The 1,422-nt window shown below is 46.6% G+C and carries 1 protein-coding gene; it reads right to left on the minus strand.

All coding sequences use genetic code 11. The features are described 5' to 3' along the window. Nucleotides 1–63: 63 nt before the first annotated feature. Nucleotides 64–1,422, minus strand: a 1,359-nt coding sequence (locus L248_RS16395) for an IS1634 family transposase (protein ID WP_040537175.1), incomplete at its 5' end; no start/stop codon positions are given.

A 1,422-nucleotide genomic window follows, 5' to 3' on the forward strand; every position in this document is an offset into this window, starting at 1 on the left:
TGACAGTTAAAAACGATAAAAGCCCCCTAAACCCTTATATATCAAGGGTTTAGGGGGCTTTCCCTATGCGTCGAAACGCCATAACATGGGCTCCACTTTGGTCTGCTTCAAAATATTTTTCATATTTTTTTTGGTGACCACTTCCATGTCCGTCCTGAAGCCAAACACATCATGTAATTTATCCGTGAAATCGTTACGCACGTATTCTGGTACATATCCCTCTCCTGGAAGCTCACGCATTTTCATGTCGCGAAGATTGTCGATAATGTCCTCGCAGGTGAATTCATGATCCAGCATGTTCTCTAGAATGCGGAACACTAGGAGCGCTAGAAAACACGTTAAAAAATGGGCCTCAATATGGTGGTCAGTCCGGACATACACGGGTCTGGCCTTGAACTCGCTCTTCATAATTCGAAAGCTGTCTTCAATCATCCAGCGTCTGTGATTGAGTTGAACGATCTCACCAGCATCCGACTTCAGGTCAGTGCAGACTGCGTAGAACCCGTCATATTGCGCTTCTTTAGCAATGCGCTCCTCGTCCAGTACGACGTTCTCTTTTCCGGCAACTTCTCCGTTATCCGTAAAGTGTTGGACTTTGAGGAAGCGCTTGGGGTCGTTTTGTCGTTTTTTCTTTAAAGATGCCGGATTTTCTACGTTTTTCAGCGCTCGTTTGATCTGATGGGCACGAATTGCGCGCTGATAGGCTTGATACTTTGGTGAAAAAGAAACAATCAAGCGTTGTTCGAGGCCCTGAATTTTCACCCAGCGTTCTTTGTAGTAAATCGTGTCGTAATGCGCTTCATCTGTTGGGATGGAAGAAAGGATGATGTTGGTTTTCCAATCATCCTTGCCTTTCGTTCCGCGCGACCAGTTTCCTGTGTCCAAGGCCCATTCACGATCTACCTTTTGCAATTTCTTGATCGACTGAGTCGTAATGAAAGCTCTGCTAGCCGTATGGTTGTACAACCGATTGCTGGTCGATGACAGTCCGGCATCGGTGCAGACGACCATTTGAGAAAGGTGGAACTCGCGCAGTATTTTTTTCTCCAGCGGCTTAAGGGTGGTTTGTTCGTTGGTGTTGCCGGGGGTGATCACGAGAGATAACGGGATCTCAGAACCATCCATGAACATACCCATTTGAACAATTGGGTTTGGCCGATTCTCTTTGGAAACACCAAATTGGCGCAAGCCGTCTGCTTGCCCGATCTCAAAATAGAAATTTGTGCAGTCATAATACAGGACTCGAGAGTCCCGATTGACCATTGTTTTGCTGGTCTCGTAGACGTGCTGCTCAATTGTATCGGCTTCCTCTGCCAAGATGGACAACGCCCGGTACATGTGATGCTGGTTGATGTCTGGCGTCTCGAGCAATGTTCTGGAAAAATACCAAGAACTTCGTTTAGAAGAAGGGTACAAGATGCG

Origin of the sequence: Schleiferilactobacillus shenzhenensis LY-73 (assembly GCF_000469325.1) — a bacterium.
Taxonomy (GTDB): domain Bacteria; phylum Bacillota; class Bacilli; order Lactobacillales; family Lactobacillaceae; genus Schleiferilactobacillus; species Schleiferilactobacillus shenzhenensis.